We start from the raw sequence: 24,080 nt of genomic DNA on the forward strand, positions 1-24,080 counted from the left end.
CCCCTACTTCACCAGCTGGTCGAGATCCACCTCGAAAGGGAAGGGCACCTGCACCGCCAGGTGCCCGTGGTGGATCCCGGTCGGCGTGTACACGCCCGTGGCGGGGTCCCGTTCGTACACGTAGACGACGGGACGCCCGTCGCTCTCCTCCACCCGCCAGAAGTGCGGGATGCCCGCCTCGGCGTACCGCAGCGGCTTGAGTTTGCGGTCGCGCTCCACCGACTCAGGGGAGACGATCTCGACCACGAGATGGACCTCTCGCGACTCGTAGAAAGTACGCGCGTTGTCCGCCGCGGCCTCGGCGTCGATGACCATCAGATCCGGGCACGGACGCGTCCGAGGGCCCAGCTTGACGTCCATGCGATGGACTGCCGCCAGACGGCCGGGAGCCTGGTCGTCGAGGCGCTTGGTGAACTCCTGGATCAAGCGCTGGTGGAACCGCTGTTGCGGGGCCATGAAGACGAGCGCTCCGTCGATCAGTTCCACGTGCCGGAAGAAGTCGGGCTCGCCGTTCGGACCCTCACAGGGCAGATGATCGAGGTCGTCCACGCTCCACCCCCAGGGAGGCGGTGCCGGCCAGTACTCGAACGCGCTGCTCACGTCAGGCAGTGTAGTGACGAGACCGTCACTCCGCGTGTAGACCGGGGATGGGTCGGCGGGAGGCGGGGAGGGGGTGCTTTTCGGGGGTGGGAGCCGTACGGGGGCGTGAGTTGGCGAGCAGGAGGCCGGCGAGGATGAGAGCGCCCGCGGCGACCGTGAGAGGGGAGATCAGCTCTCCGGTGAACAGCGCGGCGGAGGCGATGCCGAAGACCGGCACGAGCAGACTGTACGGCGCGACCACCGAGGCGTCGTAGCGCGCCAGCAGCCACCCCCACACCGCGAAGCCGCCGAGGGTGGACAGGAACGCGGTGTAGAGCACGGCCCCCACGCCCTCGGGCGTGAACGACGTCAGCGAGGACGGTCCCTCGGTCACCAGGGAAAGCACGAGGAGGGGCGGCGCCGAGACCGCGCTGACCCAGACCATGAACCGCAGGGAGTCGGGCGGCGCGGCCTTGCGGGTGGCGACGTTGCCGAGCCCCCACCCGGCCGCCGCGCCGACGCACAGCAGGAACGCCCCGAAGGGGATCGCCCCCGACCTCGCGGCGACGCCGGCCGCGATGAGGCCGAGACCGCCGAAGGCCACCGCCATCCCGGCGATCCGCCGAGGGCCGAGCCGTTCGCCCAGCAGCGCGGTCGCGAACAGCGCGGTGAACACGGCCTGCACCTGGATGACCAAGGAGGTCAGCCCGGCGGGCATCCCGGCGCGCATTCCGAGCAGGAGCAGGCCGTACTGGGCGACGCCCAGCGACGCGCCGGTGGCCAGCACCCACCGCCAGGGCACGCGCGGCCCTCCGGCGACCAGTACGGCGGGGAAGGCGGCCAGCAGGAACCGGAGTGCGGCGTACGTCAGCGGCGGGTAGTGCTTCAGGCCCGTCTGCATCACGACGAAGTTGACGCCCCAGACGGCCGCGAGCGCGACGGCGAGGGCCAGGTGGCGGGGGCGCATGAATCAGCGGGAGATCAGTGCGAGGGACGGCGCTCGCGGGTCTGCCTGGCCTGCCTCGCCAGGGTCTCCAGATAGGAGGTCTGCTCGGAACGGGTGGGCTTCGTGAAGAGCTTGTTGAAGATTCGCATGTGCATATCGTCGCATCGCTAAACAGTTGAGCGCAAACAAGTTTTTCTAAGCAGCACGGTTTAGACTGTCTACATGTTGGACCTGAACCGGTTGAAGGCACTGCACGCCGTGTCGGTCTACGGCTCCGTGGGCGCGGCGGCCGAGGCGCTGATGGTCACCCCTTCGGCGATCTCCCAGCAGCTCGCGAAGCTCGAACGGGAGACCGGCGCCGTCCTGATCGAGCGCAACGGGCGCGGCGTCAAGCTGACCGACGCCGCCGGGCTGCTCGCGGAGCACGCCGAGCGCATCCTCGCGCTCGTGGAGACGGCGGAGGCCGACTTCGAGGCGCTGCGCGGGGCGGTGGTCGGCAAGCTGACCATGGCCGCCTTCCCCACCGCGGCCCGGGGCATCGTGCCGCGCGCCCTGACCACGCTCAAGAGGCAGCATCCCGATCTCGACCTGCTCGTCTACGAGAGGGAGCCGGAGCGGCAGATCCGCGAACTGGCACGCGGCGACCTCGACCTCGCCGTCCTGCAGGACTGGCTCAACCGGCCGATGGCGCTGCCCGAGGGCCTGTCGCGCACGGCGCTGCTCGACGACGTGGCCGACGTCGTCGTGCCGGCCGACCACCCCCTGGTGAACGCCGACCGGGTGCGGCTGAGCGACCTCGCCGGCGACAACTGGATCAGCTCGACCCCAGGCACGGTGTGTCACGACTTCCTGGTGTTCCTGCTGCGTTCCGAGGAGCGGGAGCCGCGGATCGTCTGCATGGCCGACGAGTACCCCACCCAGCTCGCGCTGGTCGCCGAGGGCCACGGCTGCGCGCTCATCCCCCGGCTGGGCCGGGGACCGCTGCCCGAGGGCGTCGCCGTCCTGGCCGTCCAGCCGCCGCCGGTGCGGCGCATCTACGCGGTCTGGCGCACCGACGCCGCCCGGCGTCCCGCGATCCGCGCCGCCGCCGACGCGCTGCGCTCTGCTGCCGACGCGCTGCGCACCGCGTGCTCAGAGCTGCCTGGCGGGTAGGCTGTCCAGGTCATGACAGAGATGACCATCGTTCACCTGCTCCGGCACGGTGAGGTTCACAATCCCCGTGGGGTCCTGTACGGCAGGCTGCCGGGCTACCACCTGTCCGAGACCGGCCGCCGGATGGCCGAGGTGGTCGCCAAGGCCGTCGAGGGCAGGGACATCGTCGCGGTGTGGAGCTCGCCCATGGAGCGCGCCCAGGAGACCGCGGCGCCGGCCGCCCTGGCCTTGGGTCTGGAGGTGGCGACCGACGAGCGGCTGATCGAGGCGGGCAACGTCTTCGAGGGCCTGCGGATGACCGGGAGCGACAACGTCTTCCGCGACCCCCGCTCCTACCGCCACTTCAGGAACCCGTTCCGTCCGTCGTGGGGCGAGGCGTACACCGAGGTCGTGGCGCGCATGAAGGCGGTCGTGGACGACGCGCGGGCGGCGGCGCGCGGCCACGAGGCACTGCTCGTCAGCCACCAGCTGCCCATCTGGATCATCCGGCTGGCGGCCGAGGGCAGGCGGCTGTGGCATGACCCACGCCGCCGCCAGTGCGCGCTCGCCAGCCTCACCAGCCTGACCTTCGAGGGCGATCGGCTCATCAGCGTCGGCTACAGCGAGCCCGCGGGGGCGCTGCTCAGGGCCGGTGCGCCGCCGCAGGGTGAGGCCGCGCTGTTCGACAAGGCCGACGAGGCGCTCCCGGAGGCCCTTCGGACGGGCTCGGAGGACGAGGAGACGCCCGGACCACGATCCGTCCCCGGCGTGTGACCCGGCGAACGGGGCACCCGCACCGGTCGGTAGGCTTACAGCTCTACCGGTTGTAGTACAAGGAGATCCTCCTCCCGTGTCCGCCAAGCGCCTGTCCGCCAACCGCGTGACCGCCAACCGCGCCACCGCCAAGCGTCTGACCGCGCTCGCCGCCGCGGCCGTGGCCGCGACGGCCCTCGCCGGCTGCGCGGGTGGCCAAGCGGCCCAGCCCCGCTCCGGCGACACGCGCTTCGTCGCGGGGGACGGCCGTGTCGAGTTCTTCGCCGCCGCGCAGCGCCACAAGGCGCCCGTGATCGAGGGGCAGACCCTCGACGGCGGCACGGCCTCGCTGACCGCGGGCAAGGTCCACGTGCTGAACTTCTGGGCCTCCTGGTGCGCGCCCTGCCGGGCTGAGGCGCCCACGCTCAAGGACATCGCGGCGACCACCAGGTCCAAGGGCGTGGAGTTCCTCGGCGTCAACTTCAAGGACCTCGAGGCGTCCGCGCAGGCGTACGACCGGGCGGTCAAGCCCGGCTACCCGAGCATCTACGACCAGAGCGGCAAGGTGCTGCTGCAGTTCCAGGGCACGGTGCCGCCCGCCGCCATCCCCTCCACGCTGATCATCGACGCCCAGGGCCGCATCGCCGCCCGCGCGCTCGGCGCGGTCAAGTACGACGACCTGCTGTCGGCCGTCACCAAGGTGACCGATGAGTGACCTCGGCAGCACCGTCGCGACCGGGTCGCTGCTGCTGGCCGCGCCGATCGCGGCGGTCGCCGGGCTCGTGTCGTTCGTCTCGCCGTGCGTGCTGCCGCTGGTCCCCGGCTACCTGTCGTACGTCACGGGCATGAGCGGCGACCAGAAGCGGGGCCGGATGGTGCTCGGCAGCGCGCTCTTCGTGCTCGGGTTCGCGGTCGTGTTCGTGCTGGGGGGCGCGCTGTTCGGCGGCCTCGGCGCGGCGCTGCACGGCAACGCCGACGTGATCACCAGGGTTCTCGGCGTGGTGACGATCGTGCTCGGGCTGGCCTTCGTGGGGATCGTCCCCGGCCTCCAGCGTGACGTGCGCATCCATCGGCTTCCCGCGGCAGGGATCGCGACGGCACCGCTGCTCGGGGTCGTCTTCGGCCTCGGCTGGACGCCGTGCATCGGCCCGACGCTGGCGGTGGTGATGACGCTCTCGGTGAACCAGGGCAGCGCGCTGCGCGGCGCCGCCCTCGCCTTCGCGTACGCGCTGGGCCTCGGCCTGCCGTTCGTGCTGGCGGGGCTGGCCTACCGGAAGGCGCTCCACACGTTCAAGGCGGTGCGCCGCCACACCCCGCTGATCACCAAGGTCGGCGGCGCGATGCTCGTGGCCGTCGGCGTGCTGCTCGTGACCGGGCAGTGGTCGGAGATCATCGTCCACCTCCAGGTGTGGGTCGGCGGCTTCAGGCCGGTGATCTGATGAGCGCCCCCGACGACCTCGCCTCCGCCGTACGGGACGAGCCCGCGGCACAGGAGCAGGCCGAGCAGCAGGCACAGGAGCGGACGAAGCCCTTCGGCCTGGGCCCCGTCGGCTGGATGCGCTGGACCTGGCGCACGCTCACCTCGATGCGCACGGCCCTGATCCTGCTGTTCCTGTTCGCGCTCGGCTCGGTCCCCGGGTCCATCTACCCGCAGCGGAGCGTCGATCCGGGCCGGGTCGCGCAGTATTTCAAGAACAACCCGACCCAGGCGAAGTGGCTCGACCGGTTCTGGCTGTTCGACGTCTTCAGCTCGCCCTGGTTCGCCGCGATCTACCTGCTGCTGTTCATCTCGCTGGCCGGATGCGTGTTCCCGCGCGCGCTGACGCACATCAAGGAGATCCGGCGCCGCCCGCCCGCCGCGCCGCGCAACCTCCTGCGCCTGCCGCACAGCGAGGCGTTCGAGGGCGGGCTCACGCTGGAGGAGGCCGCCGCCGCGCTCAGGCGCAGGCGGTTCCGGGTGGTCACCGGCGACGGCTGGGTGTCGGCCGAGAAGGGCTACCTTCGCGAGACGGGCAACCTCCTGTTCCACGTGGCGCTGCTCGTGCTGCTGTTCGCCGTCGGCGCCGGAGGCCTGTTCGGCTACCGCGGCAACGTGCTGGTGGTGGAGGGCGACGGCTTCTCCAACGCCGTGGCCGCATACGACCGCTTCATGCCCGGCAGCCGGGTCACCGCCGAGTCGCTTGAGCCGTTCTCCTTCACCCTGAAGGACTTCCAGGCCAGCTACGTCGCCGCGGGGGAGAAGCAGGGCCAGCCGCTCGACTACCTGGCCAAGCTGACCGTGCAGGACTCGCCGACGGCCACGCCGCGCGAGGTGGACCTCAAGGTCAACGATCCGCTGGACGTGAACGGCACGCTGACCTACCTGATCGGGCACGGCTACGCCCCCACGTTCCGGGTGACCGACGGCAAGGGCCAGGTGGCCTACGACGGCCCGGTGCCGTGCCTGGCCGACGACCAGGCCACGTACACGTCCGAGTGCGTGATCAAGGTGCCGGACGCCCAGCCGACCCAGCTCGGGTTCCTGGCGCGCTTCCTGCCCACGACCGTTCCGAACGGCGACGCCTGGGTGTCGATCTTCCCGGGAGCCGCGAACCCGACCGTGCAGGTCTTCCCGTTCGGCGGCGACCTCGGCTTGAAGTCGGGGCAGCCGCAGTCGGTGTACCAGCTCGACACCACCAACCTGAAGCCGCTCGGCAAGATGTCGGCCCAGCCGACCCCGCTCAACGTGGGCGAGACCAAGGAACTCGCCGACGGAGCCGGGAAGATCCAGTTCACCGGCGTCAAGGAGTGGATCAGCCTCCAGATCACCTACGACCCCGGCCGGGAGCCCGCCCTGCTGGCGGCGGCCGCCGCGGTGATCGGGCTCGTGCTGTCTCTCACGATCCGCCGCCGCCGCGTCTGGGTGCGGGTGAAGGACGGGACGGTCACGGTGGGAGGATTGACCCGCACCGAAGGCGGCGGCGCGGCCTTCGCCGAGGAGTTCACCCAGATCGTCACCGCCCTGCGCGGCGACCCGCTCGCCGGCGACCCGTCCGCGGGTGACCAGGGCGGCGATCGGGGCGGCGAGCCGGACGAGCCCGGGAGCACCGGGCACGTCGCGCCGGACGCGCCCACCGGAAACGCTGCGCCGGGCGCCCGCCCGGACGAGGAGTGAGTGATGCCCGCCGAGGTCAACGAGAGTCTCGCCACGCTGAGCGACCAGCTCATCCTGGCCACCGTCCTGCTGTATCTCGCCGCGATGATCTGCTACGCGCTGGATCTCGCCTTCGGCCGGGCCCGCACGGTCGTGGCCGTACGCCGGCGGCAGCTGGTCGGCGCGGGCGGTCCCGCGCTGCCGGAGGACACGACCGGGGACACGACGGAGGATTCAGCCCTGCCGCCGGCCGCGTGGGCGGTCCGGGCGGGAACGATCGGCGTGGTCCTCACCTGGATCGCGTGGGCCGGCAACCTCGGCGGCATCCTCACCCGTGGCATCGCCGTCGACCGGTGGCCGTGGGCCAACATGTACGAGTTCGTGGTGGCCATCTGCTTCGCCGCCGTCACCGCGTTCCTCGCGCTGCTGATCCGCCAGCCGATCCGCTTCCTCGGCGCGTTCGTGACCGTGACCGCGGCGCTCGGGCTGGGCTTCGCCGTGCTGTTCCTGCACGTCCAGGCGGGCCCGGTGATGCCCGCGCTGCACTCCTACTGGATCGCGATCCACGTCACGGCGGCGATCGTGGCCAGCGGGCTGTTCATCCTGGCGGGCGTCTGCGCGATCCTCTACCTGATCCGCAAGGACGGGCGGCCGTCGGTGCTGCCGAGCAGGGAGGGCCTGGAGCGCGTCGCGCACCGCGCGATCGTCATCTCCTTCCCGATCTGGACCTTCGCCGTCATCGCCGGCGCTCTGTGGGCAGACCGGGCGTGGGGCCGCTACTGGGGCTGGGACCCCAAGGAGGTGTGGGCGTTCGTCACGTGGGTGGTCTACGCCGCCTATCTCCACGCCCGGGCGACGGCCGGATGGCGCGGCAAGGCCGCGATGATCGTTTCGCTGGTCGCCTTCGCCTGCCTGCTGTTCAACCTCGTCGGCGTCAACATCTTCTTCTCGGGACTGCACTCCTACGCCGACGTGCCCAAGTAAAGACGGGCGGCGCCCCGGGGAGAGGGGCGCCTGGGGACGGGCGGCGTCCGGGGGGAGGATCAGTCCTCGTCGCGCAGGCGCCGCTCCAGGCTGCGCAGGAACTCGGGGTCGTCGTCGGGGCCGCGGGGCACGTCGGCGCTCTGGGCCCACCCGCCGCCGCCACCCGCCGCGTACATGGCGTGCCGGGCACGGGGGCGACCCACGAGGAGCCAGGTCAGCGCGCCCACGTCCGCCAAGAAGATCACGATGAGGACCCACATGAACTTGGGGAGATTGCGCACATCCTCCTCGGGGGTCGTGATCACGTCGAACAGGCAGTAAAGCCAGAGGGCAAGCAGCGCCAGGCCGATAATCACGCTAGGCATGCCCACACGGTAAGCCATACCGGTGACTGATCGTGTCGGCCTTCGGGGTGACGGGGGCAGCCCGGCATCGTACGGTGGACCGGTACACGGCATGCCGGGAACGCGGAGCCTGACAGAGGGGTGCGATGGCGGAGCCGGGCGACAGGGGCCGCCACCGGCGGGGGTCGCGGTGGTGGCAGCGAGGGCCCTACTGGTCCTCCCACCGCCGTACGGACCTCCCCGAACGTCCTCCCGATCGTGTTTCCGACCGAGCCGCCGACCGTACGGCGGAGCGGACCCAGGAGCGGCCCACAGAACGGTCCGCGGAACGGCCGCAGGGCCGTCGTGCGCAGTGGGATGCGCAGTGGGGCGCCGACTGGACCGGATGGCCGCCGGAGCAGCCGGTGGATCGGATCCACACCGTGACGGCGCCCGTGGCGGACGACCGGCCGCACTACACCTGGCGGGACTTCGAGCTCGACGACCTCCCGACGCGGGCCGCGCCCCACTCTCCCGACGCGCCCGACCTGCGGGACGGCAGACGGCACTGCGGGCCGCTGGAGCGGATCCTTTACCGCGAGTGGGACGCCGCCGAAGGGCCGCCCTCCGCCGACGCCGTACGGGCCGTGGACAGCCTGGCGAGCCTGCCCGAGCAGCTCAAGACCAAGCTCGCCATCGGGCTCGAAGGCATCTACGTCGGGCGCGGCGGGGTGCCCGACCTGGACGACATGGGCTACCTGCGCGGTGCGCCGCTGCCGTCGGGGCGGGCCACCTGGGACATCTGCGCCGGCGCGTACGGCGACCGCAAGATCGTGGTGGGGGACCGGCCGTCACCCACGCCGGACGTGATGATGCACGAAGTCGGACACGCGCTGGACGACGTGGACGCCGGTCCGGGAGAGTGGGTCTCGGACTCTCCCGAGTTCGCGGCGCTCTACGAGGAGTGCCTGCCGCTGTTCGCGTCGTCGTTCCACCGGCAGCCCGGCGGCCTGGGGTGCAAGGAGTTCTTCGCCGACGCGTTCGCGGCGATCGCGTCCCGGCAGCGTCCGGCCCTGGTCGACATGCTGGGCGGCGACACGCGGGCCGCCCTCAACGTCATGCTCTTCTTCAACCGGCGTTACGGAATCTAGGTGATTCGGATGTACGTGATCCGGCTCGGCGACGGCACGCTGCGCGTGCCCACGTCACTCACCACCGACGACGGGCGCCTCATCGGCAACGCGTACGTGGAGGTCGCACCCGGCGAGCCCGACTACGAACGCTGGCTGGCCGAGTCGATCACCGAGGAGGAGGACGCCGAGCGGCGGCGCCGCTGGCGTGAGGGCGACGACGCGCTGGAGCAGGCGTTCCTGGCCTTCAAGGCGGAGCAGGACTGACGTACCCGGCAAGGGAGCAGGACAGGCCGGGACGCAGACTCGACGTGGGGCTGACTCCGGTGACCCTGCGGCGTCCGGGTAGCGCGCAGGATCACCTGGTGCTGGTACTGCGTCAGACTCGCGGGGAGTCGCCGTTCGGCCGTTCGGCCGTGAGGACGTCCTCACCGCGAAGGAGGGCGTGCACTTCCGATTCACGGAATCGCCTGTGCCCCCCGGGGGTACGGATGCTGCTGATGCGCCCGGCCGCGGCCCAACGGGTCACGGTCTTCGGGTCGACCCTGAAGAGAGCGGCAACCTCTCCAGGAGTCAGCAGTCGCTCGCTGCTACTCTCCACAATCTCTCCCCCTCGCGTCCCGCGTCCTGCAGCGGGCGGACAGGTAACCAGTGTGCCGAGCGAAGCCTGATTTATCCGTGGTTTTCGCAGAAGATCACGGGTTGTTACCGGCTCAGTGCCCGATTGTTATATGATAGAGCCTCTTTGGGGCGCTCATGGGTGTTTCTTTACAAAAGCGCCTTGTTGTGAACACTAGCAGTGCCCGCAGCAGATGCGAAGAGAGACCGGCGCGTCGGGAGAGTGACGTAACCTCGACGCTGTGCATCCGGTTGTCGTTTACACCCTTTCGCGCCTCGGCCTGTTCGCCGTGGCCCTCGGCGTCCTGTATCTCGTCGGCCTGCGGTCGTTCCCGCTGCTCCTGCTCGCGGTCCTGGTCAGCGGTCTGGCCAGCTACGTGCTGCTGACCAAACAGCGCGACGCGGTGAGCGAGCGCATCGCCGCGAAACGGCGTGAGGCGGGGAAGAACTAGGTCGTCGGGAACATGCCGACGCGGGCATGGTACTCATGCCCGAGCTCCGTCGTGTCGCTTCCCACCAAAAGACCTGTCTTTACGGTCAGGAAGGCCTTTACCCCGATTCCCCTTTCCCGCGTCGGGTTCCAGCGCAGAGCCCTGCCCGTGACCGGGTCGATCGCCCCGATCCCGGGCCGGCGGACCGCTCCGGGACCGGCCGTGTCGGCGCCCCGCGGGTTGTCCAGCCAGCGCTGGTGTCCGCCCACGTAAACGGCGGACCCCGTGACCGCGACCGCGTACAGGGAGTCCCCTCCGGTCAGGTTCACCCAGGTCGGACGGACCGCCTCGCCCTTCGCGTACGTCTCGAACCTGGCGGCGGAGTCGCACAGCTTGGACGTGCGCGGCGCCGGCCCGCCGGTCGTGACGACCACGAAATAACGACCGTCGGGGGACAGGTCGAGCCCCCGCACGTACGACGGGAAGTCCGGCTTGCACGCCGGGGCGTACGCCTCGGTTCGCCAGTCGGCCACCCGCCCGGTCGTCAGGTCGATCACGCCGAGCTGCGGGCGGCGCAGGCCGTCGAGCGTGGTGAACGAGCCGTCCACGACTAAGCGGTCGCGGACGGCCGCCATCGCGTAGATCCGGGGATCGCCGCGCCGCCCGTCGCCGGGCGTGACGGTGAACCGGGGGTCCACCGCGCCGGTCTCGGTGTCCACGCGGGCCAGTGCGGTGCGCGGGCTGCGGCCGATCCTGCTGAAGTCGCCGCCGACGTAGAGCGCGCCGCCCAGCCGGACCAGGCTGGTGACCTCCCCGCCGTAGACGGGGGCGGAGAAATCTTCGACGGGAGCGCCGTCGGACACGCGGAGGCGGGCCAGGCCCCGATAGGGAGCGCCGAACGCGCCGCCCACGTAGACCGTGCCGCCGGGGCCGGCGGCCAGCGCGGCCACCGGCCCGTCGAGGTCCGGCGCGAAGTCGCGCAGGACGCGCCCGGTGTAGAGGTCGAAGGCGAAGACGTTCGCCCGCGGCAGGTCCTCCCCGCCCCGGGCCTCGCGGACCGCGCTGAACTCGCCGCCCACGACGACGGTGCGGCCGACCAGCGCGAACGCGGTGACGATGCCGTCCAGCACGTGCGGAGTGGTGTTCACCGGGTTCTCCGAGACCACGCGGGGCTGCGGCGTCCCGGCGGACGCCGGGACGGCGGGGATGACGGCGGCGCATGTGACGAGCGATGCGACTGGGAGCAGTGCGGTGGTGACGCGCATTCCCCAATTTCTAGCAGACGCAGCGTAATCGATGAACTACGTTCCGCTCATCCGGTGGCGGCGATGAGGGGGCATGCCCTTCGCGGCCTAGGCTTGCGTGCATGACGCGCGCATCGCTGGACAAGCAGCCGCACGAGGTCGCCGCGATGTTCGATCGCACGGCCCGGCGCTACGACCTGGTCAACGACGTACTCTCGCTCGGCCAGGACCGCCTGTGGCGGAAGGCCACCGCGGCGGCGATCGACGCGGGGCCCGGCGAGCTGGTCCTCGACCTCGCCGCGGGCACCGGCACCTCGACCGACGCGTTCACCGCGCTCGGGGCGCGGGCGATCGCGTGCGACTTCTCGCTCGGCATGCTCCGCACCGGCGTCGAGCGGCGCGGCGGCTCCGGCCTGTACGGCGGGGGCGTGCGCGGGGTGACGTTCGTCGCGGGCGACGCGCTGCGCCTGCCGTTCCGCGACGACACGTTCGACGCGGTGACGATCTCCTTCGGCCTGCGCAACGTGGCCGACACCGGGCAGGCGCTGCGCGAGTTGCTGCGGGTGACCCGTCCGGGCGGGAAGCTGGTGATCTGCGAGTTCTCCCGGCCGACGCCGAAGTCGTTCGACCTCGTCTACTCGCAGTACCTGATGAAGCTGCTGCCGCCGGTGGCCCGGATGGTCAGCTCGAACCCCGACTCCTACGAGTACCTCGCCGAGTCGATCCGGGCCTGGCCCGACCAGGAGGCGCTGGCGGGGATCATCCAGGAGGCCGGCTGGCGGAAGGTGGCCTGGCGCAACCTCACGCTCGGCATCGTGGCCCTGCACCGGGCGGTCAAAGCGTGATGAGACGTGCTTGGCCATACCCCTCTGACACTGCGCGCCGGATAGGGGTTAGACTGCGGCGCGACAGTTTGTGAAGTTGTTCACAAAGGCACGAAGGTCTAAACCAATTCGAGGCCTTCCTTCCCTGGAACGGATAGGTCCCCCGTGAGCGAGCAAGGCCGCGTGACGCGGAGAGAGGTCGACGCCGACGTCATCGTCGTCGGTGCGGGTCCCGCGGGTGCGACGACGGCCTTCCACCTCGCCCGCGCCGGTCTCGACGTGCTGCTGCTGGAGAAGACGCGCTTCCCACGCGAGAAGGTCTGCGGAGACGGGCTGACCCCGCGTGCGGTGAAGGAACTCGTCGCCATGGGCGTCGACATCGACGCGCCCGGCTGGGTCAGGAACAAGGGCCTGCGCGTCTACGGCGGCGGCGTGCGCCTCGAACTCGACTGGCCCGAGCTGTCGAGCTACCCCGACTTCGGCCTCGTGCGCACTCGCGCCGACTTCGACCAGATCCTCGCCAGGCACGCCGAGCGCGCGGGCGTCCGGCTGCGCGAGGGCGTGAACGTTACAGGCCCGGTGCTCGACGAGCGCAGCGGCCACGTCGTGGGCGTGACGGCCAAGGCGGACGGCGAGGAGGTGTCCTACCGCTCGCGGCTCGTGGTGGCGGCCGACGGCAACTCGACCCGGCTGTCGCTCGCGATGGGCCTGCACAAGCGCGAGGACCGCCCGATGGGCGTGGCGGTGCGCACCTACTACAAGAGCCCCCGGCACGACGACGACTACCTGGAGACGTGGCTCGAGCTGTGGGACGGCGACCGCCTGCTCCCCGGCTACGGCTGGATCTTCCCCGTCGGCGACGGCACCTCCAACGTCGGCCTCGGCCTGCTGAACACCAGCGAGGCGTTCAAGAACATCGACTACCGCGACCTGCTGCGGCGCTGGATGAAGAACACGCCGTCGGAGTGGGGCTTCACCGAAGAGAACATGACGGGCCCGATCAGGGGCGCCGCGCTGCCGATGGGCTTCAACCGGCAGCCGCACTACACCCGCGGGCTGGTTCTCGTGGGCGACGCGGGCGGGTCGATCAACCCGTTCAACGGCGAGGGCATCGCGTACGCCATGGAGACCGGCAGGACCGCGGCCGAAGTGATCGTCCAGGCGCTGTCTCGGCCGACGCCCGCCCAGCGTGAGCGCGTGTTACTCGCCTACCCGCGTATCCTCAAAGACGCCTATGGGGGATACTTCACCCTCGGCCGCCTGTTCGTCGAGGCGATCGGGAGGCCGGGAGTGATGAGCTTCGCCACCCGGCACGGGATGCCCCATCCCACCCTGATGAGATTCGCCTTCAAGCTGCTCGCTAATCTCACAGACCGGCGGGGCGACGTCCCCGACCGCATAATCAACGCCCTGTCGAAGGTGGCTCCGCCATCATGACCGAAGCCAGCATGACGCGAACCCGCATGACCGAAGCCCGCATGACCGAGACGACGCGCACTTCGCCGCCGGCCCCGAAGACGGCCGCCCGGCCGGCCGCGCTCTCCGGCATTCTCGTGATCGCCCAAATTCACCGAGTAAGCGAGGACATGTAGCCATGGAGCTGTATGTGCCGATCGTGGTGCTCGCGGTCCTCGCGGCGGGATTCGCCGTGTTCTCCGTGAGCATCGCGCCCTTCACCGGGCCGAAGCGCTGGAACCGCGCGAAACTGGACGCCTACGAGTGCGGCATCGAGCCCACTCCGCAGCCGGTCGGCGGCGGCCGCTTCCCGCTGAAGTACATGATCACCGCGATGCTGTTCATCGTGTTCGACATTGAGATCATCTTCCTCTATCCGTGGGCGGTGGCCTTCGACAAACTCGGCGTGTTCGGGCTCGTCGAGATGGTGCTGTTCATCGTCACCGTTCTCGTGGCGTACGCCTATGTCTGGCGGCGTCGCGGCCTCGATTGGGATTAGCCATGGGTCTTGAAGAGAAACTCCCGAGCGGGTTCGTCCTCACCACCGTCGAGCAGGTGGCCGGCTGGGCCCGGAAGAACTCCGTCTGGCCTGCGACCTTCGGTCTCGCCTGCTGCGCCATCGAGCTGATGGCCACCGGCGGCCCGAAGCACGACCTGGCCCGCTTCGGCATGGAGCGCGCCTCCGCGTCCCCGCGGCAGGCCGACCTGATGATCGTGGCCGGCCGGCTGTCGCAGAAGATGGCGCCCGTCCTCCGCCAGATCTACGACCAGATGGCCGAGCCCAAGTGGGTCATCGCGATGGGCGTGTGCGCCTCCAGCGGCGGCATGTTCAACAACTACGCCATCGTGCAGGGCGTGGACCACGTGGTGCCGGTCGACATCTACCTGCCCGGCTGCCCGCCGCGCCCGGAGATGCTGATCGACGCCATCGTGAAGCTGCACGACAAGATTCAGAACATGAAGTTCGGCGCGCACCGCGAGAAGCAGATCGAAGAGCTGGAGCTCCAGGCGCTGCGCACGCTGCCGCTGATCGACCAGGGGGCCGGGAAGTGACCACCGAGAACCTGCCCGGGCTGCCCGAGGAGCCCGTCGCCCGCAAGGGCATGTTCGGCGTCAAGGACAGCGGCGACACCTCCGGCTACAACCGCCTGGTCGTCCGCCGCCCGCCGAAGCTGTCCAGCAGCCGGCCGTACGGGTCGTACTTCGACGAGGTGGCCGACGCGCTGGAGCCGGCGTTCGCCGACGCCATCGAGCGCGTGGTCGTCGACCGCGGCGAGATCACCTTCCACGTGCGGCGCGAGCGGCTGGCCGAGGTGATGCGGCACCTGCGCGACGACGCCGCGCTGCGGTTCGAGCTGTCGCTCGGGGTCTCGGGAGTCCACTACCCCGAGGAGACCGGCGCGGAGCTGCACGCCGTCTACCACCTGTGCTCCATCACGCACAACCGGCGCATCCGGGTGGAGGTCTCCGCCCCCGACGCCGACCCGCACATCCCCTCCACGGTTCAGGTCTACCCCACGCACGACTGGCATGAGCGCGAGACGTACGACTTCTTCGGAATCGTCTTCGACGGCCACCCGGCGCTGACCCGGATCGAGATGCCGGACGACTGGGAGGGGCACCCGCAGCGCAAGGACTACCCGCTCGGCGGAATCCCGGTCGAGTACCGCGGCGCCGAGGTCCCCGCGCCGGACCGGAGGAGGTCGTACTCGTGAGCATCCGCGGCGACCTGCACGAGTGGACGAGGGCAGCGAGGAGAGCGTCGTGAGCACCACCGAGACCGAGGGCCGGATCTACGACGTCGCCGGTCAGGACTGGGACGAGCTGGTCAAGACCGTCAGCGAGTCGGCCGACGAGCGCCTGGTCGTCAACATGGGCCCGCAGCACCCGTCGACCCACGGCGTGCTCCGGCTCGTGCTGACCCTCGACGGCGAGACCGTGACCGAGGCCCGCACGGTGATCGGCTACCTGCACACCGGCATCGAGAAGAACATGGAGTTCCGGACGTGGACCCAGGGGGTCACGTTCGTCACCCGCATGGACTACCTCGCGCCGATCTTCAACGAGACCGCCTACTGCATGGGCGTCGAGAAGCTTCTCGGGATCACCGACAGGATCCCGGACCGGGCGCAGGCCATCCGGGTCCTGACGATGGAGCTCACCCGGATCTCCTCGCACCTGGTCGCGATCGCGACGTTCGGCCTGGAGCTGGGCGCGACCACGCCGATGCTGTTCGGCTTCCGCGAGCGCGAGATGGTGCTCGACCTGATGGAGTACATCACCGGCCTGCGGATGAACATGGCGTACGTCCGGCCGGGCGGCGTCAGCGTCGACCTGCCGGCCGGCGCGGTCGACAAGATCGGTGAGTTCCTCAAGGTCATGCCGGGGCGGATCAAGGAGATGCGCAAGCTCCTCGACGCGAACCCGGTCTACACGCGGCGCACCAAGGACGTGGCCTACCTCGACCTGACCGGTTGCATGGCGCTGGGCGTCACCGGGCCCATGCTCCGCGCCGCCGGCCTGCCGTGGGACCTGCGCAAGTCGCAGCCCTACTGCGGCTACGAGACGTACGAGTTCGAGGTGCCGACGCAGAACACCTGCGACGTGTACGGCCGCTACCTCGTCCGCATGGCCGAGATGGAGGAGTCCCTCAAGATCATCGAGCAGGCGCTCGACCGGCTGTCCGGCCCGCTCAAGGGCGGCCCGGTGATGATCGAGGACAAGAAGATCGGCTGGCCGTCGCAGCTCGCGCTCGGCCCCGACGGTCTCGGCAACTCGCCCGACCACATCGCCCACATCATGGGCAGCTCCATGGAGGCCCTGATCCACCACTTCAAGCTGGTGACCGAGGGCTTCCGGGTGCCGGCCGGCCAGGCGTACGCCTCGGTCGAGTCGCCGCGCGGCGAGCTCGGCGCGCACGTGGTCAGCGACGGCGGCACCCGGCCCTACCGGGTCCACTTCCGCGACCCGTCGTTCACGAACCTGCAGGCGGTGCCCGCGACATGCGAGGGCGGCATGGTCGCCGACGTCATCTCCGCGGTCGCCTCGATCGACCCGGTCATGGGAGGTGTGGACCGATGAGTTACGCGCCCGAGGTCCGCGAGCGTCTGGAGACGGACGCCAAGGAGATCATCGGCCGCTACCCCCGGCCGCGTTCGGCGCTGCTGCCGCTGCTGCACCTGGTGCAGTCGGAGGACGGCTACGTCTCCGACGACGGCCAGGAGTTCTGCGCCGAGATGCTGGGCCTGTCCAAGGCCGAGGTCGTCGGCGTGGCGACCTTCTACACCATGTACAAGCGCAAGCCGGCCGGCGAGTACAACGTCGGCGTCTGCATCAACACGCTGTGCGCGGTCATGGGCGGCGACCAGATCTGGGAAGAGCTCAGCGAGCACGTGGGCGTCGGCCACGACGAGACCACCGCGGACGGCAAGATCACGCTTGAGCGGCTGGAGTGCAACGCCGCCTGCGACTTCGCGCCGGTCATGATGGTCAACTGGGAGTTCTTCGACAACCAGACCCCGGAGTCGGCCAAGCAGCTCGTCGACGACCTGCGCGCCGGCTCGGAGGTGTCGCCCACCCGCGGCCCGCGCCGGCTGTGCACGTTCAAGGAGGCGTCCCGGGTCCTCGCCGGGCTGCCCGACGGCCAGGCCGGTGACGGCCCGTCGGCCGCCGGCCCGTCGCTGGAGGGCCTGAAGGTCGCCAAGGCCAACGGCTGGGAGGCCCCCAAGGCCGAGGGGAGCGAGCAGAAGTGACTACCCTTACGCCTGTTCTCACCAGGAACTGGGACCAGGCAGACTCGTTCACCCTGGACGGGTACGGCGAGTACGCGGCCGCGAAGAAGGCGCTGGGCATGGACCCCGACGCCGTCATCCAGGCGGTGAAGGACTCCGGCCTGCGCGGCCGTGGCGGTGCGGGCTTCCCGACCGGCATGAAGTGGGGCTTCATCCCGCAGGGCGACGGCAAGGCCCACTATCTCGTGGTCAACGCCGACGAGTCGGAGCCGGGGACCTGCAAGGACATCCCGCTCATGATGGCCAACCCGCACTCGCTGGTCGAGGGCGTGATCATCGCGTCCTACGCCATCCGGGCCAACCACGCTTTCATCTACATCCGCGGTGAGGTGCTCCACGTCATCCGCCGGGTGCAGGCCGCGGTCCGGGAGGCGTACGAGAAGGGCTACCTCGGGACGGACATCTTCGGCTCGGGTTACGACCTGGAACTCGTCGTGCACAGCGGCGCCGGGGCGTACATCTGCGGGGAGGAGACCGCGCTGCTCGACTCGCTGGAGGGCTACCGCGGCCAGCCCCGGCTCAAGCCGCCGTTCCCGGCGGTCGCCGGTCTGTACGCCTCCCCGACGGTGGTCAACAACGTCGAGTCGATCGCGAGCGTGCCGAGCATCATCGCCAACGGCGCCGACTGGTTCGCCGGGATGGGCACCGAGAAGTCCAAGGGCTTCGGCATCTTCTCCCTGTCGGGCCACGTGACCCGGCCGGGCCAGTACGAGGCCCCGCTGGGCATCACGCTGCGCGAGCTGCTCGACATGGCGGGCGGCATCCGGGAGGGCCACGAGCTGAAGTTCTGGACGCCGGGAGGCTCCTCGACGCCGATCTTCACGGCCGAGCACCTCGACGTGCCGCTCGACTTCGAGTCGGTCGGGGCCAAGGGCTCGATGCTGGGCACCCGCGCCCTGCAGATCTTCGACGAGACGACCTGCGTGGTGCGGGCCGTCCTGCGCTGGACCGAGTTCTACGCGCACGAGTCCTGCGGCAAGTGCACGCCCTGCCGTGAGGGCACCTACTGGCTCAAGCAGGTGCTCAAGCGGCTGGAGAAGGGCCAGGGAGCCGAGGAGGACCTGGCCACGATCACCGACATCGCCGACAACATCCTCGGGCGCGCGTTCTGCGCCCTCGGTGACGGCGCGACGAGCCCGATCCACTCGTCGGTGAAGCTCTTCCGCGACGAATACCTCAAGCACTTCGAGATCGGCGGCTGCCCGTTCGATCCCGCCGCTTCCACGGTGTGGGGGTCCAAGTGACAGTTCAGACGACGCAGCCGGAGCAGCCGGTCGTGGACATGGTCACCCTGACCATCGACGGCTTCCAGATCAGCGTCCCCAAGGGGACGCTGATCATCCGGGCCGCGGAACTGCTGGGGATCCAGATCCCCCGGTTCTGCGACCACCCGCTGCTCTCGCCGGCGGCCAACTGCCGCCAGTGCCTGGTCGACATCCCCGACGCGGGCAACGGCCGCGGCTTCCCCAAGCCGCAGCCGTCCTGCGCGATCGAGGTCGCCGAGGGCATGGTGGTCAAGACGCAGCTCACCTCGCCGGTGGCCGAGAAGGCCCAGCGCGGCGTGATGGAGATGCTGCTGCTGAACCACCCGCTCGACTGCCCGGTCTGCGACAAGGGCGGCGAGTGCCCCCTGCAGAACCAGGCCATGTCGAACGGCCAGGGCGAGAGCCGCTTCGTCGAGCAGAAGCGCACGTTCGAAAAGCCCGTCCCGCTGTCGAGCGAGGTGCTGCTCGACCGCGAGCGCTGCATCCAGTGCGCGCGCTGCATCCGCTTCTCCGAGCAGATCGCGGGTGACCCGCTCATCGACTTCTTCGATCGCGGGGCCAAGGAGCAGGTGGGCGTCGCCGACGGCGAGCCGTTCGAGTCCTACTTCTCGGGCAACACCATCCAGATCTGCCCGGTTGGCGCGCTGACCGGCGCGGCCTACCGGTTCCGCTCCCGCCCGTTCGACCTGGTCTCCACGCCGAGCGCGTGCGAGCACTGCGCGTCGGGCTGCTCGCTGCGCACCGACCACCGCCGCGGCAAGGTCACCCGCCGCCTGGCCGGGGACGACCCGCAGGTCAACGAGGAGTGGAACTGCGACAAGGGCCGCTGGGCCTTCACCTACGCCACCGCGCCCGACCGCCTGCGGTCGCCGCTGGTCCGTGACGAGAGCGGCAAGCTCGTCCCGACCTCCTGGCCGGACGCGCTGGCCGTCGCCGCCGAGGGCCTGCTGCAGGCCAGGGGCAAGGCCGGCGTGCTGGTCGGCGGGCGGCTCACGGTCGAGGACGCCTACGCCTACAGCAAGTTCGCCAGGATCGCCCTCGGCACCAACGACATCGACTTCCGGGCCCGCCCGCACTCCGAGGAGGAGACGCGGTTCCTCGTCCACGCCGTGGCCGGCAAGGGCATCGAGGTCTCCTACGCCGACCTGGAGACGGCCCCGGCCGTGCTCCTGGCCGGGTTCGAGCCCGAGGAGGAGTCACCGATCGTCTTCCTGCGCCTGCGCAAGGCGGCGCGCAAGCGGGGCCTGAAGGTCTACTCGCTCGCGCCGTTCGCCACGCCGGGCCTGGCCAAGATGCAGGGCACGCTGATCCGCACGCTGCCCGGCGCCGAGGCCGAGGCGCTCGGCGACCTCGTCGGCGGCGACCTGCTGCCCGAGGGCGCGATCATCCTCGCCGGCGAGCGGCTCGCCACCGCCCCCGGCGCCCTGTCCGCGCTCGTACGGCTCACGCAGGCCACGGGCGCCAGGCTCGCCTGGGTGCCGCGCCGGGCCGGTGAGCGCGGCGCGCTGGAGGCGGGGGCCCTGCCGGGCCTGCTGCCGATCGGCCGCCCGGCCGACGACGAGACCGCCCGCGCGGAGGTCGCCAGGGTGTGGGGCGTCGCCTCGCTGCCCGAGGCGCCCGGCCGCGACACGGCCGGCATCATCGAGGCCGCGCTGAACGACGAGGTCGACGCGCTGGTCGTGGCGGGTGTGGACCCCTACGACCTGTCCGACCCCGCAAGGGCCCTGGCGGCGCTGGAGAACACGCCGTTCATCGTCAGCCTGGAGATCCGCGCCAGCGCGGTCACCGACCGGGCCGACGTGGTCCTGCCGGTCGCCGCGGTGGCCGAGAAGTCCGGGACGTTCGTCGACTGGGAGGGCAGGGGCCGCTCGTTCGGCGTGGCCACGGCCGTCCCCGGCCTGATGAGCGACCTGCGCGCCATCGCCTCGATCGCCGACCAGATGGACGTCCACCTCGGCCTGCCCGAGCCCGCCGCCGCCCGGCGGGAGATGGCCGCGCTCGGCGCCTGGAAGGGCACCCGCCCGGCCGCGCCCGCGGTCACCGGCCGCGCGGTGAGGGAGCCGCAGGCGGGCGAGGCCGTGCTGGCGACCTGGCACCTGCTGCTCGACGACGGCCGGCTGCAGGACGGCGAGCCCTACCTGGCGGGGACCGCCCGCACGGCGGCGGCGCTGCTGTCGGAGGCCACCGCCGCGGAGATCGGCGCGGTCGACGGCGGCAAGATCACCATCGGCGACGACGTGGTCGTGCCGGTGCGCGTCGCGGACCTGCCCGACCGGGTCGTGTGGGTGCCGTCCAACTCCGCCGGCCTGTCGGTCACGCGCGACCTGCGCGCGGTCGCCGGAGACGTCGTAACGATCGGGAGCGTCTCGTGAACAACCCCGGACCCACGCTGAGCGACTTCGGCCACGATCCCCTGTGGATCAGCATCATCAAGGCCGTCGCGATCTTCGTGTTCCTGATGCTGGGCGTGCTGATGGGCGTGTGGACCGAGCGCAAGCTCATCTCGCGCATGCAGCACCGCTACGGCCCCAACCGGGCGGGCAAGTTCGGCCTGCTGCAGTCGGTGGCCGACGGCCTGAAGATGGGCCTCAAGGAAGACATCATGCCCCGCACCGTGGACAAGGTGATCTACTTCCTGGCCCCGGTCATCATCGCCGTCCCGGCCTTCCTGGCCTTCTCCGTCGTGCCGTTCGGGCCGATGGTGTGGATGTTCGGCCACAAGACGCCGCTGCAGCTCACCGACCTGCCGGTCGCGGTCCTGCTGGTCCTGGCCACCGCCTCGATCGGCGTCTACGGCGTCGTGCTCGCCGGGTGGGGCTCCCGCTCGCCGTACGCCGTGCTGGGCGGCCTGCGCTCGGCCGCCCAGGTCGTGTCGTACGAGATCGCGATGGGCCTGTCGTTCGTCGCGGTGTTCCTCCAGGCGGGCACGCTGTCCACCTCGGAGATCGTGGCGAAGCAGGCCAGCGGCGGCACCTGGGACATCCTCGGGCTGTCCATCCCGGCGCCGTCCTGGTACGTGGTCTCGCTGATCCCGTCCTTCCTGATCTACGCGATCACGATGCTGGGCGAGACGAACCGCGTGCCCTTCGACCTCCCCGAGGGTGAGGGCGAGCTGGTCGGCGGCTTCCACACCGAGTACTCCTCCTCGCTGAAGTTCGCGATGTTCATGCTCGCCGAGTACGTGAACGTCTTCACGGTCTCGGCGATGGCGATCACGCTGTTCTTCGGCGGCTGGCGGGCCCCGTGGCCGATCTCCCTGTGGGACGGCGCGAACTCCGGCTGGTGGCCGATGCTGTGGTTCTTCATCAAGCTGGTCATCGCGTTCGGCTTCTTCGTCTGGGTCCGCGCCTCGCTGCCGCGTGTCCGGTACGACCAGCTGATGGCCTTCGGCTGGAAGGTACTGATCCCGGTCAACCTGGCCTGGATCCTGCTGGCCGCCACGTTCAAGGCGCTGCGCATGCCCGAGGCCGACCGGGCGATCATCCTGACCATCGGCGCGGTCGTCATCATCGGCGCCTTCGCGATCTGGCTGCGGTTCGACACGGTCAACCAGCGTCGCAGGGAGGCCAAGGCGGCCGCGATCGAGGAGGAGTTCGAGCAGCTGCGCGAGGAGCCCGCCGCGGGCGGGTTCCCGGTGCCGCCGCTCGACGCCCCGCACTACCACGGAGTCGTGCCCGCCGCGCGTCTCAATTCCGACGCCGCCAAGGAGGTGACCAGTGGGAGCAACTGATTGGCTGAACCCGATCAAGGGATTCGGCGTCACCTTCCACCACATGTTCAAAAAGCCGGTGACCGTCAACTATCCGGAGGAGAAGCGGCCCACCGCGCCGCGCTTCCACGGGAGGCACCAGCTGAACCGGTGGCCCGACGGGCTGGAGAAGTGCGTCGGCTGCGAGCTGTGCGCCTGGGCCTGCCCGGCGGACGCCATCTACGTCGAGGGCGGCGACAACACCGACGAGGAGCGTTTCTCGCCGGGTGAGCGGTACGGCCGCGTCTACCAGATCAACTACCTGCGCTGCATCCTCTGCGGGTTGTGCATCGAGGCGTGTCCCACCCGGGCGCTCACGATGACCAACGAGTACGAGCTCGCCGACTCCAGCCGCGAGTCGTTGATCTACACCAAGGAGATGCTCCTCGCGCCGCTCGGACCGGGCATGGAGCAGCCGCCCCACCCGATGCGCCTCGGCGAGACCGAAGAGGACTACTACCGGTTGGGTCGAAGCAATGGGTGAGTCCATCACGTTCTGGGTGCTCGCGATCGTCTCGGTGATCGCCGCGCTCGGACTCGTCTTCAGCCGCAGGGCCGTCTACTCGGCCCTCATGCTCGGCGTGGTCATGCTCTCGCTGGCGGTGCTGTACGCGGTCCAGGACGCTCCGTTCCTGGCGGCGGTGCAGATCATCGTCTACACCGGCGCGGTCATGATGCTGTTCCTGTTCGTGCTCATGCTCGTGGGCGTGGACTCGTCCGACTCCCTCGTGGAGACGATCAGGGGACAGCGGTTCTGGGCGATCGTGGGCGGGGTCGGCTTCGCCGTCCTGCTCGGCCTCGGCATCGGCAACGCGGTCGTCGGCTCGCCCAAGGGCCTGGCCGCCGCCACGCAGGCGGGCAACGTGCCCTCCCTGGCCCAGCTGATCTTCACGCGCCACGTGTTCGCCTTCGAGGTCACCTCGGCGCTGCTGATCACCGCGGCGCTCGGCGCGATGGTGCTCGCGCACCGGGAGCGCACCGAGGCCAAGCCGACCCAGAAGGACCTGTCCCGGCAGCGCTTCGTCACCTTCGGCAGGACGGGCAAGAACCCGGCGCCGCTGCCCGGCCCCGGCACCTACGCCCGGCACAACGCCATCGACATGCCGGCGCTGCTGCCCGACGGCTCCGTCTCGCCGCTGTCGGTCAACCGGTACATCGCCCGGTACGAGGAGTCCCAGGGCATCCTGTCTCCTGAGGTCGCCCAGGTGCTGGAGCAGGAGGAGGCCGCGCTGCGCGCGAACGGGCACAGCACGCCCACCGTGGCCGAGGAGGCCAGGGACGGCGGCCCCGACACCGAGCCGATGGATGAGGACGATGTCGTGGCGGTCCCGGTCGTCCGCCCGAGCGGTGAGTCCGTGAGGGAGTCCCTGAGCGAGGAGGACGGCAAGTGACCACGCACTACCTGGTGCTCTCCGCGCTGCTGTTCGCCATCGGCGGCGTCGGTGTGCTCGTACGGCGCAACGCCATCGTGGTGTTCATGTGCGTCGAGCTCATGCTCAACGCCTGCAACCTGGCGTTCGTCACCTTCGCCCGGCAGAACGGCAACCTCGACGGCCAGCTCATCGCGTTCTTCGTGATGATCGTGGCCGCCGCCGAGGTGGTCATCGGCCTGGCCATCATCGTGACGATCTTCCGAACCCGCAGGTCCGCGTCGGTGGACGACGCCAGCCTGCTGAAGTACTAAGAGGTGGCCGTGGAACCCGCTGAGATCATCCAGCACTCCGG

Annotated in this window: 27 protein-coding genes and 1 pseudogene; 23 read left to right on the forward strand and 5 right to left on the reverse strand. The window is 70.4% G+C overall.

Annotated elements, in window-relative coordinates:
• Positions 1–3 precede the first annotated feature (3 nt).
• Together HHX35_RS07580 and HHX35_RS07585 are read right to left on the reverse strand one after the other, a co-directional pair.
• Positions 4–600 carry a Uma2 family endonuclease gene (locus tag HHX35_RS07580; protein WP_310738944.1) on the reverse strand — a complete coding sequence of 199 codons (597 nt, stop codon included), beginning with the start codon at positions 598–600 and terminating at the stop codon, positions 4–6.
• 25 nt (positions 601–625) lie between these two features.
• Entirely contained in the window at positions 626–1,546 is a 921-nt protein-coding gene (locus tag HHX35_RS07585) for an EamA family transporter (protein WP_182898134.1), read from the reverse strand.
• 201 nt (positions 1,547–1,747) lie between these two features.
• Between HHX35_RS07585 and HHX35_RS07590 the strand changes: the two genes are divergently transcribed.
• The 6 genes and pseudogenes from HHX35_RS07590 (at position 1,748) to ccsB (ending at position 7,526) form a co-directional block, all read left to right on the forward strand.
• A complete protein-coding gene (locus HHX35_RS07590; protein WP_182898135.1) occupies positions 1,748–2,677 on the forward strand; it encodes a LysR family transcriptional regulator in 930 nt (309 codons plus the stop codon).
• Between the two features lie 12 nt (positions 2,678–2,689).
• Positions 2,690–3,292 (forward strand): annotated as a pseudogene (locus tag HHX35_RS07595) (histidine phosphatase family protein); the annotation flags it as partial.
• Positions 3,293–3,506: 214 nt separating this feature from the next.
• Positions 3,507–4,124 (forward strand): TlpA disulfide reductase family protein, encoded by a 618-nt coding sequence (locus HHX35_RS07600; protein ID WP_310738945.1) that lies wholly within the window; start codon positions 3,507–3,509, stop codon positions 4,122–4,124.
• Positions 4,117–4,848 (forward strand): cytochrome c biogenesis CcdA family protein, encoded by a 732-nt coding sequence (locus tag HHX35_RS07605; RefSeq protein WP_139574076.1) that lies wholly within the window; start codon positions 4,117–4,119, stop codon positions 4,846–4,848. Before HHX35_RS07600 ends, HHX35_RS07605 begins: the two co-directional genes overlap by 8 nt.
• Positions 4,848–6,563, forward strand: coding sequence for a cytochrome c biogenesis protein ResB (locus HHX35_RS07610; RefSeq protein ID WP_182898137.1), 1,716 nt, complete (start codon positions 4,848–4,850; stop codon positions 6,561–6,563). Before HHX35_RS07605 ends, HHX35_RS07610 begins: the two co-directional genes overlap by 1 nt.
• Positions 6,564–6,566: 3 nt before the next feature.
• A complete protein-coding gene (gene ccsB, locus HHX35_RS07615) occupies positions 6,567–7,526 on the forward strand; it encodes a c-type cytochrome biogenesis protein CcsB (protein WP_182898138.1) in 960 nt (319 codons plus the stop codon).
• 59 nt (positions 7,527–7,585) lie between these two features.
• Here ccsB and HHX35_RS07620 read toward each other — a convergent pair whose 3' ends face one another.
• Positions 7,586–7,891 (reverse strand): PLD nuclease N-terminal domain-containing protein, encoded by a 306-nt coding sequence (locus HHX35_RS07620; RefSeq protein WP_182898139.1) that lies wholly within the window; start codon positions 7,889–7,891, stop codon positions 7,586–7,588.
• A 125-nt stretch (positions 7,892–8,016) separates the two neighbouring features.
• Here HHX35_RS07620 and HHX35_RS07625 point away from each other — a divergent pair, with 125 nt between their 5' ends.
• Both HHX35_RS07625 and HHX35_RS07630 read left to right on the forward strand, forming a co-directional pair.
• Positions 8,017–9,000 (forward strand): hypothetical protein, encoded by a 984-nt coding sequence (locus tag HHX35_RS07625; protein ID WP_220505107.1) that lies wholly within the window; start codon positions 8,017–8,019, stop codon positions 8,998–9,000.
• Between the two features lie 9 nt (positions 9,001–9,009).
• The gene (locus tag HHX35_RS07630) at positions 9,010–9,246 is read left to right on the forward strand and encodes a hypothetical protein (protein ID WP_182898140.1); all 237 of its coding nucleotides are present in this window, start codon (positions 9,010–9,012) and stop codon (positions 9,244–9,246) included.
• A 112-nt stretch (positions 9,247–9,358) separates the two neighbouring features.
• Here HHX35_RS07630 and HHX35_RS07635 read toward each other — a convergent pair whose 3' ends face one another.
• Positions 9,359–9,580: a BldC family transcriptional regulator gene (locus HHX35_RS07635; protein ID WP_079315524.1), complete on the reverse strand. Its 222-nt coding sequence runs from the start codon at positions 9,578–9,580 to the stop codon at positions 9,359–9,361.
• A 259-nt stretch (positions 9,581–9,839) separates the two neighbouring features.
• Between HHX35_RS07635 and HHX35_RS07640 the strand changes: the two genes are divergently transcribed.
• Positions 9,840–10,049: a DUF4229 domain-containing protein gene (locus tag HHX35_RS07640; RefSeq protein WP_030506850.1), complete on the forward strand. Its 210-nt coding sequence runs from the start codon at positions 9,840–9,842 to the stop codon at positions 10,047–10,049.
• Here the strand turns inward: HHX35_RS07640 and HHX35_RS07645 are convergent.
• A complete protein-coding gene (locus HHX35_RS07645; RefSeq protein ID WP_182898141.1) occupies positions 10,046–11,293 on the reverse strand; it encodes a hypothetical protein in 1,248 nt (415 codons plus the stop codon). The genes HHX35_RS07640 and HHX35_RS07645 overlap by 4 nt on opposite strands.
• A gap of 101 nt (positions 11,294–11,394) precedes the next feature.
• Here HHX35_RS07645 and HHX35_RS07650 point away from each other — a divergent pair, with 101 nt between their 5' ends.
• The 14 genes from HHX35_RS07650 to nuoK all read left to right on the forward strand — a co-directional run bounded on the left by HHX35_RS07650 (position 11,395) and on the right by nuoK (position 24,039).
• Positions 11,395–12,117 carry a demethylmenaquinone methyltransferase gene (locus tag HHX35_RS07650; RefSeq protein ID WP_182898142.1) on the forward strand — a complete coding sequence of 241 codons (723 nt, stop codon included), beginning with the start codon at positions 11,395–11,397 and terminating at the stop codon, positions 12,115–12,117.
• A 162-nt stretch (positions 12,118–12,279) separates the two neighbouring features.
• Positions 12,280–13,533 (forward strand): geranylgeranyl reductase family protein, encoded by a 1,254-nt coding sequence (locus HHX35_RS07655; RefSeq protein ID WP_310738946.1) that lies wholly within the window; start codon positions 12,280–12,282, stop codon positions 13,531–13,533.
• Positions 13,530–13,688: a hypothetical protein gene (locus tag HHX35_RS07660; protein ID WP_161627966.1), complete on the forward strand. Its 159-nt coding sequence runs from the start codon at positions 13,530–13,532 to the stop codon at positions 13,686–13,688. The genes HHX35_RS07655 and HHX35_RS07660 overlap by 4 nt, the downstream gene beginning before the upstream one ends.
• A gap of 2 nt (positions 13,689–13,690) precedes the next feature.
• The gene (locus tag HHX35_RS07665) at positions 13,691–14,050 is read left to right on the forward strand and encodes an NADH-quinone oxidoreductase subunit A (RefSeq protein ID WP_079315519.1); all 360 of its coding nucleotides are present in this window, start codon (positions 13,691–13,693) and stop codon (positions 14,048–14,050) included.
• 2 nt (positions 14,051–14,052) lie between these two features.
• Positions 14,053–14,604 carry an NADH-quinone oxidoreductase subunit B family protein gene (locus HHX35_RS07670; protein ID WP_079315518.1) on the forward strand — a complete coding sequence of 184 codons (552 nt, stop codon included), beginning with the start codon at positions 14,053–14,055 and terminating at the stop codon, positions 14,602–14,604.
• Entirely contained in the window at positions 14,601–15,266 is a 666-nt protein-coding gene (locus HHX35_RS07675) for an NADH-quinone oxidoreductase subunit C (RefSeq protein ID WP_182898144.1), read from the forward strand. Before HHX35_RS07670 ends, HHX35_RS07675 begins: the two co-directional genes overlap by 4 nt.
• A 49-nt stretch (positions 15,267–15,315) precedes the next feature.
• Positions 15,316–16,632 (forward strand): NADH-quinone oxidoreductase subunit D, encoded by a 1,317-nt coding sequence (locus HHX35_RS07680; RefSeq protein WP_139574085.1) that lies wholly within the window; start codon positions 15,316–15,318, stop codon positions 16,630–16,632.
• Positions 16,629–17,303 carry an NADH-quinone oxidoreductase subunit NuoE gene (gene nuoE, locus HHX35_RS07685; RefSeq protein WP_182898145.1) on the forward strand — a complete coding sequence of 225 codons (675 nt, stop codon included), beginning with the start codon at positions 16,629–16,631 and terminating at the stop codon, positions 17,301–17,303. Before HHX35_RS07680 ends, nuoE begins: the two co-directional genes overlap by 4 nt.
• Positions 17,300–18,586 (forward strand): NADH-quinone oxidoreductase subunit NuoF, encoded by a 1,287-nt coding sequence (gene nuoF / locus HHX35_RS07690; protein ID WP_182898146.1) that lies wholly within the window; start codon positions 17,300–17,302, stop codon positions 18,584–18,586. The genes nuoE and nuoF overlap by 4 nt, the downstream gene beginning before the upstream one ends.
• Complete coding sequence (locus tag HHX35_RS07695; protein ID WP_182898147.1) at positions 18,583–20,979, forward strand: NADH-quinone oxidoreductase subunit G; 2,397 nt, start codon at positions 18,583–18,585, stop codon at positions 20,977–20,979. Before nuoF ends, HHX35_RS07695 begins: the two co-directional genes overlap by 4 nt.
• On the forward strand, positions 20,976–22,337 hold the full coding sequence (gene nuoH / locus HHX35_RS07700; RefSeq protein ID WP_139574089.1) for an NADH-quinone oxidoreductase subunit NuoH: 1,362 nt from the start codon (positions 20,976–20,978) through the stop codon (positions 22,335–22,337). The genes HHX35_RS07695 and nuoH overlap by 4 nt, the downstream gene beginning before the upstream one ends.
• Positions 22,324–22,839 (forward strand): NADH-quinone oxidoreductase subunit NuoI, encoded by a 516-nt coding sequence (nuoI, locus tag HHX35_RS07705; protein WP_139574090.1) that lies wholly within the window; start codon positions 22,324–22,326, stop codon positions 22,837–22,839. Before nuoH ends, nuoI begins: the two co-directional genes overlap by 14 nt.
• The gene (locus HHX35_RS07710; RefSeq protein WP_182898148.1) at positions 22,832–23,746 is read left to right on the forward strand and encodes an NADH-quinone oxidoreductase subunit J; all 915 of its coding nucleotides are present in this window, start codon (positions 22,832–22,834) and stop codon (positions 23,744–23,746) included. Before nuoI ends, HHX35_RS07710 begins: the two co-directional genes overlap by 8 nt.
• Positions 23,743–24,039: an NADH-quinone oxidoreductase subunit NuoK gene (gene nuoK, locus HHX35_RS07715; protein WP_139574092.1), complete on the forward strand. Its 297-nt coding sequence runs from the start codon at positions 23,743–23,745 to the stop codon at positions 24,037–24,039. Before HHX35_RS07710 ends, nuoK begins: the two co-directional genes overlap by 4 nt.
• Positions 24,040–24,080 lie beyond the last annotated feature (41 nt).

Origin of the sequence: Microbispora sp. H10830 (assembly GCF_014161375.1) — a bacterium.
Lineage (GTDB): Bacteria > Actinomycetota > Actinomycetes > Streptosporangiales > Streptosporangiaceae > Microbispora > Microbispora catharanthi.

Excerpts from the sequence above, each read along its gene's own strand:
- HHX35_RS07585 (WP_182898134.1), bottom strand. The coding sequence starts at position 1,546 with ATGCGCCCCCGCCACCTGGCCCTCGCCGTCGCGCTCGCGGCCGTCTGG.
- HHX35_RS07590 (WP_182898135.1), top strand. The coding sequence starts at position 1,748 with ATGTTGGACCTGAACCGGTTGAAGGCACTGCACGCCGTGTCGGTCTAC.
- HHX35_RS07605 (WP_139574076.1), top strand. The coding sequence starts at position 4,117 with ATGAGTGACCTCGGCAGCACCGTCGCGACCGGGTCGCTGCTGCTGGCC.
- HHX35_RS07610 (WP_182898137.1), top strand. The coding sequence starts at position 4,848 with ATGAGCGCCCCCGACGACCTCGCCTCCGCCGTACGGGACGAGCCCGCG.
- ccsB (WP_182898138.1), top strand. The coding sequence starts at position 6,567 with ATGCCCGCCGAGGTCAACGAGAGTCTCGCCACGCTGAGCGACCAGCTC.
- HHX35_RS07620 (WP_182898139.1), bottom strand. The coding sequence starts at position 7,891 with ATGCCTAGCGTGATTATCGGCCTGGCGCTGCTTGCCCTCTGGCTTTAC.
- HHX35_RS07625 (WP_220505107.1), top strand. The coding sequence starts at position 8,017 with ATGGCGGAGCCGGGCGACAGGGGCCGCCACCGGCGGGGGTCGCGGTGG.
- HHX35_RS07630 (WP_182898140.1), top strand. The coding sequence starts at position 9,010 with ATGTACGTGATCCGGCTCGGCGACGGCACGCTGCGCGTGCCCACGTCA.
- HHX35_RS07645 (WP_182898141.1), bottom strand. The coding sequence starts at position 11,293 with ATGCGCGTCACCACCGCACTGCTCCCAGTCGCATCGCTCGTCACATGC.
- HHX35_RS07650 (WP_182898142.1), top strand. The coding sequence starts at position 11,395 with ATGACGCGCGCATCGCTGGACAAGCAGCCGCACGAGGTCGCCGCGATG.
- HHX35_RS07660 (WP_161627966.1), top strand. The coding sequence starts at position 13,530 with ATGACCGAAGCCAGCATGACGCGAACCCGCATGACCGAAGCCCGCATG.
- HHX35_RS07665 (WP_079315519.1), top strand. The coding sequence starts at position 13,691 with ATGGAGCTGTATGTGCCGATCGTGGTGCTCGCGGTCCTCGCGGCGGGA.
- HHX35_RS07670 (WP_079315518.1), top strand. The coding sequence starts at position 14,053 with ATGGGTCTTGAAGAGAAACTCCCGAGCGGGTTCGTCCTCACCACCGTC.
- nuoE (WP_182898145.1), top strand. The coding sequence starts at position 16,629 with ATGAGTTACGCGCCCGAGGTCCGCGAGCGTCTGGAGACGGACGCCAAG.
- HHX35_RS07710 (WP_182898148.1), top strand. The coding sequence starts at position 22,832 with ATGGGTGAGTCCATCACGTTCTGGGTGCTCGCGATCGTCTCGGTGATC.